Source organism: Streptomyces sp. C (genome assembly GCF_000158895.1).
Taxonomy (GTDB): Bacteria; Actinomycetota; Actinomycetes; order Streptomycetales; family Streptomycetaceae; genus Streptomyces; species Streptomyces racemochromogenes.
In genome coordinates this window covers 7,051,990-7,056,651 of record NZ_GG657750.1, presented here as the reverse complement: position 1 = coordinate 7,056,651, position 4,662 = coordinate 7,051,990, and the positions used below count along the sequence as shown (strand labels likewise).

At 72.3% G+C, this 4,662-nt stretch carries 3 protein-coding genes and 1 pseudogene; 1 reads left to right on the top strand and 3 read right to left on the bottom strand.

All coding sequences use genetic code 11. The annotated features are described in order from the left end of the window. Nucleotides 1-12: 12 nt before the first annotated feature. From SSNG_RS31565 to SSNG_RS31555, 3 genes and pseudogenes are all read right to left on the bottom strand, one after another. Nucleotides 13-1,808 (bottom strand): annotated as a pseudogene (locus SSNG_RS31565) (ABC transporter permease/substrate binding protein). After that, complete coding sequence (locus tag SSNG_RS31560; protein WP_007268009.1) at nucleotides 1,808-2,869, bottom strand: betaine/proline/choline family ABC transporter ATP-binding protein; 1,062 nt, start codon at nucleotides 2,867-2,869, stop codon at nucleotides 1,808-1,810. Before SSNG_RS31560 ends, SSNG_RS31565 begins: the two are co-directional and overlap by 1 nt. Nucleotides 2,870-3,071: 202 nt before the next feature. Further along, nucleotides 3,072-4,043 carry a SigB/SigF/SigG family RNA polymerase sigma factor gene (locus SSNG_RS31555; RefSeq protein WP_007268008.1) on the bottom strand — a complete coding sequence of 324 codons (972 nt, stop codon included), beginning with the start codon at nucleotides 4,041-4,043 and terminating at the stop codon, nucleotides 3,072-3,074. A gap of 145 nt (nucleotides 4,044-4,188) precedes the next feature. Here SSNG_RS31555 and SSNG_RS44285 point away from each other — a divergent pair, with 145 nt between their 5' ends. Continuing rightward, nucleotides 4,189-4,623 carry a winged helix DNA-binding protein gene (locus SSNG_RS44285; protein WP_241695163.1) on the top strand — a complete coding sequence of 145 codons (435 nt, stop codon included), beginning with the start codon at nucleotides 4,189-4,191 and terminating at the stop codon, nucleotides 4,621-4,623. Nucleotides 4,624-4,662 lie beyond the last annotated feature (39 nt).

Sequence of the window (4,662 nt, the reverse complement as noted above, 5' to 3'; positions counted from 1 at the left end):
GCGCGTGGTCCGTCAGGCGAGCGCGGCCACCTCGGGGTGGTCGGCCAGCCAGGCGCGGACCGCCTGCTGCTCCTTGCCCTTGCCCGTCTCCTGGATCTTCGCCTCCAGTCCGGTGAGCTGGGCCTCGGTCAGCTTGAACGAGCGCAGCCAGGCGGCGACCTCGGGCTCGTCGTCGGCGAAGCCCTTGCGGGCGAGGGTGTGGATGCCGTCGCCCTCGCCCCAGACGCCCTTGGGGTCGGCCAGTTTGGTCAGCTCGTAGGTGGAGTACGCCCAGTGCGGGGACCACAGGACGCTCACCACGGGTTCCTTCTTCTCGTAGGCCCGCTTGAGCTCGGCGAGCATGCCGGGGGTGGATCCGTCGACGACCTGGTACTCGCCTTCGAGCCCGTACTCCTTGAGGACCTTCTCCTTCAGTACGGACATCGCTCCGGCGCTGGGCTCGATGCCGATGATCCGGCGCTTGAACCGGGCGCCCTTGCCCTTGAGGTCCTCCAGGGAGCGCACGTCCTTGACGTAGGAGGGGACCGAGAGCTCGATGGAGGTGGGCCCGTACCAGGAGCCGAGGTCGTCCAGCTCGTTCCCGTACTTCTCCCAGTACTGCGCCTGGGTGACGGGCAGCCAGGCGTCGGTCTGGAGGTCGACCTGGCCGCCGGCGAGCCCGGTGAACAGCGCGCCGAGTTCCAGCTGCCGGGCGTCCACCTCGAAGCCGCGCCGTTCCAGCAGCTCCTTCCACAGGAAGGTGGAGGCGATGCCCTCGTCCCAGGGGATGTAGCCGATGCTGATCTTGCGGCCCTTGCCGGTGTTCTCGGTGCCGGTGGCGGCGGCCGGCGATCCGGAGCCGCCGAAGGTGCTCAGTCCGCCGGCGACGAGGGCGAGGACGACGGCCGCGGTGACGGCGTACGCGGGCTGCGGGCGGTGGTTCCACAGGCGGGCGGTGCCGCCGGCGGCGGACCGGGCCAGGGCCTGTGCCCGGCGGCCGACCGGGGAGACCTGGCGGCCCAGGGCCCCGGTCATCCGGTCCAGGTACATGGCGAGGACGACGATGGACAGGCCGGCTTCGAAGCCGAGGCCGACGTCGACACTGCCGATGGCCCGGTAGACGGCGCCGCCGAGTCCGCCGCCGCCGACCATGCCGGCGATGACGACCATGGACAGGCCGAGCATGATGACCTGGTTGACGCCCGCCATGATGGTGGGCAGGGCCAGCGGCAGCTGGACGCGTACGAGGGTGTCGCGCGGGGCGGTGCCGAAGGCTTCGGCGGCCTCGACCAGTTCGGTGTCCACCTGGCGGATGCCGAGTTCGGTCATGCGTACGCCCGGCGGCAGCGAGAAGACGATGGTGGCGATGATCCCGGGGACCACGCCGACGCCGAAGAAGATGATGCCGGGGATGAGGTAGACCATGGCCGGCATGGTCTGCATGAAGTCCAGTACGGGCCTCAGGGCGGCGCTGACGCGGTCGGAGCGCGCGGCCCAGATGCCCAGTGGGAGGGCGAACGCCAGCGTGACGAGGGTGGCGACGAGGACCAGGGCCAGGGTGGACATGGCCTCGTCCCACAGGGCCACGGAGTCCACGAGGGCTTTTTGCCCCGAAGGCGAGCAGGCCCGCGAGGAGGCCGCGCAGCCACCAGGCGGCGAGGGCGAGGAGGCCGGCGAAGATCAGTTTTTGCGGGGGCGGACAGCACGGCGTTCACGCCGTCGTAGAGGCCCCCGACCAGCATGCTGACGGTGTCGAAGAGCCAGGACAGGTGGCGCTGGAGGAAGTCGACGGTGCTGTCGGCCCAGGCTCCGAGGTGCAGGCGGGGCATCAGGCGGCCACCTCCGCGCAGGCCATCGGGGGCCGCTGTTCGTCGCCGATGAAGGCGACGAGCCGGTCCTGGGGAACGGATCCGACGACGGTGCCGTCCGCGTCGGTGACGGCGACCGGGTGGGGGACGCGGGCGCTGACGGAGCAGAGGTCGGCGAGCGGTGTGCCGGCGCTGACGGTGGGGCAGGCGCAGGCTTCGGCGTCCTCGGCGGGCTCGTCCATGACGGCGTCGGCGGTCAGGACGCGGGAGCGGTCCACGTCCTGGACGAAGGAGGCGACGTACTCGTCGGCGGGGCGGGTGAGGATGTCCTCGGGGGTGCCCTGCTGGACGATCCGGCCGTCGCGCATGACGGCGACCCGGTCGCCGATGCGCATGGCCTCGTTGAGGTCGTGGGTGATGAAGACGATGGTCTTGCGCAGGGTGCGCTGGAGTTCGAGGAGCTGGTCCTGCATGTCGCGGCGGATCAGCGGGTCCAGGGCGCTGAAGGACTCGTCCATCAGGAGCAGGTCCGCGTCGGTGGCCAGGGCGCGGGCGAGGCCGACGCGCTGCTGCATGCCGCCGGAGAGCTCGTCGGGCCAGGAGTTCTCCCAGCCGCCGAGCCCGCACAGCGCGAGCGCCTCGGCGCCGCGGCGTTCGCGCTCGGCCCAGGGGACGCCCTGGACCTCCAGGCCGTAGGCGGCGTTGGCCAGGACGTCGCGGTGCGGGAAGAGCGCGAAGTGCTGGAAGACCATGGAGACGCGGGTGGAGCGTACGCGGCGCAGCTCGCGCGGGGTCAGCGCGGTGAGGTCCTCGCCGTCGAAGAGGATGCGGCCGGAGGTGGGTTCCAGCAGTCCGTTGAGCATCCGCAGGAGGGTGGACTTGCCCGAGCCCGACAGGCCCATGACGACGAAGATCTGGCCGGGCTCGACGCGGAACGAGGCGTCGATCACCGCCGCCGTGGTGCCGTCGGCGCGCAGCTCGTCGCGGTCGGCGCCGCGTTCGAGCGCGCGGACCGCGGCGGCCTGGCGGTCGGGCCGTCTGGCGAACACCTTGTAGACGTGCTCGGCCTGGAGCGTGGACACATACACCTCGCGGGTCGTACCGGGTCCGGCCCGCCGCCGGAGGCCGCGGGCCGGGGAGCGGGGCGGGATCGGCCCGCACGGTCCGCGCTCCCGGCCCAGCGGCCGGAGCACGCAGTTCCGCTCCAGCGGCCCGCGTGCCCGTCCTTCACCCGCGCAAACGGTGAAGTGATCCAACTCACGTCGGGGAAGGGGGTGGGGTGCGTCAGCGGCCGGGCCGCCCGGGGCCCGGCTCGGGGTGGGGGTCGGGGTCCGACAGCATGGAGGTGCGCAGGTGGGCGAGGAGCCGGGAGAGGAGCCGGGAGACCTGCATCTGGGAGATGCCGAGGGCGGCCCCCATCTGGGCCTGGGTCAGCTCTTCGCCGAAGCGCATCCGGAGCATGGTGCGCTCGCGCTCACTGAGCCGTTCCAGCAGCGGGGCCAGGGTCTGGATGTCCTCGACGAGCTCCAGGGCCGGCTCCTCCTCGCCCAGGACCTCGGCGAGGGTGTGGCCCTCGGCGGGGCCGTCGCCGTGCTCGGCGTGCGGGGCGTCGAGGGAGCCGCTGGTGTGCCCGTTGGCGGCGACCAGACCCTCTATGACCTGCTCCTCGGTGAGGTCGAGGTAGGCGGCGAGGTCGCGGACCGTGGGCGAGCGGTCGAGCCGGATCGTCAGCTCCTCCTTCGCCTTGGCTATGTCGATGCGCAGCTCCTGGAGCCGGCGCGGGACGTGGACGGCCCAGGCGGTGTCGCGGAAGTGGCGTTTGATCTCGCCTGTGATGTACGGCATGGCGAGGGTGGCGAACTCGTTCTCGCGGGCCGGGTCGAACCGGTCGATGGCCTTGATGAGGCCGATGGTGCCGACCTGGACGAGGTCGTCGACGTCGCCGGCGGCCCCTTCGGCGCGGCCGCGGAAGCGGCGGACGGCGTACTGGACGAGCGAGGCGTTCATCTCGATCAGGGTGTTGCGGACGTACTGCCGCTCGGCGGTGCCTTCGGGGAGTTCGCGGAGGCGGGCGAAGAAGACCTTCGACAGCTCCCGCGCGTCCGCCGGGGCCACCTCCCTGGGCTCGTCGATCCGGGGCAGCCCGGCGTCGCGGGCCGCTTCCCGGCCGCTGTGGCGGGGGCCGGGGAGGAGGGGTCCGGCGGTACGGGCCTCGGCGGGGTCGGCGGTCTGGGGGTGGTGGGCGGGGACCTGCATGGGGTTCGCTCCTTGGGCTGGTCGGCTTGCGGCGCGGGACCTTGACTGCCCTCGACTCTGGACCGAATCCGCTCACACGTCAAGAAATACCGGAAATACTTTTCGCGTCTTGTTCCGCGCGAAACTTGTGCCGCATCATGGCGAGATGGGGAGCATGACACGTCGACAGAACTGGACATTTCTCACAAATCACGCGCGCGTCCTGGTGACCATCGCCCGGGACCCGGCGGCGCGGCTGAGGGATGTCGCCCTGGTCTGCGCGCTCACCGAGCGCACGGTCCAGGCGATCGTGGCCGACCTGGAGACGGACGGCTACCTGCGGCGCGCCCGCGACGGGCGGCGCAACCGCTACGAGATCTCGCCGGGAGCCATGTTCCGGCACCCGGCCGAGGCGGGCGTGGAGGTGGCCGGCCTCCTGGCCCTCCTCACCGGCGCCCCGCCCTCCGGGGGCAGGGAGGGTTCCGAGGGGCCCGAGAACGCCGACGCCACAGCGGGCTTCGAGCCGGAGCCGGGCCCCGGGGGCGGCGACCAGGCCTGGCCGGTGGGCGCCGCACCGGCCGCCCGGGCGTCCCGCCCCTGAGGCGCTTGTCGAGCCCGCCGGCGATTGAGGCGCGGGGGC

Excerpts from the sequence above, each read along its gene's own strand:
- SSNG_RS31555 (WP_007268008.1), bottom strand. The coding sequence starts at position 4,043 with ATGCAGGTCCCCGCCCACCACCCCCAGACCGCCGACCCCGCCGAGGCC.
- SSNG_RS44285 (WP_241695163.1), top strand. The coding sequence starts at position 4,189 with ATGGGGAGCATGACACGTCGACAGAACTGGACATTTCTCACAAATCAC.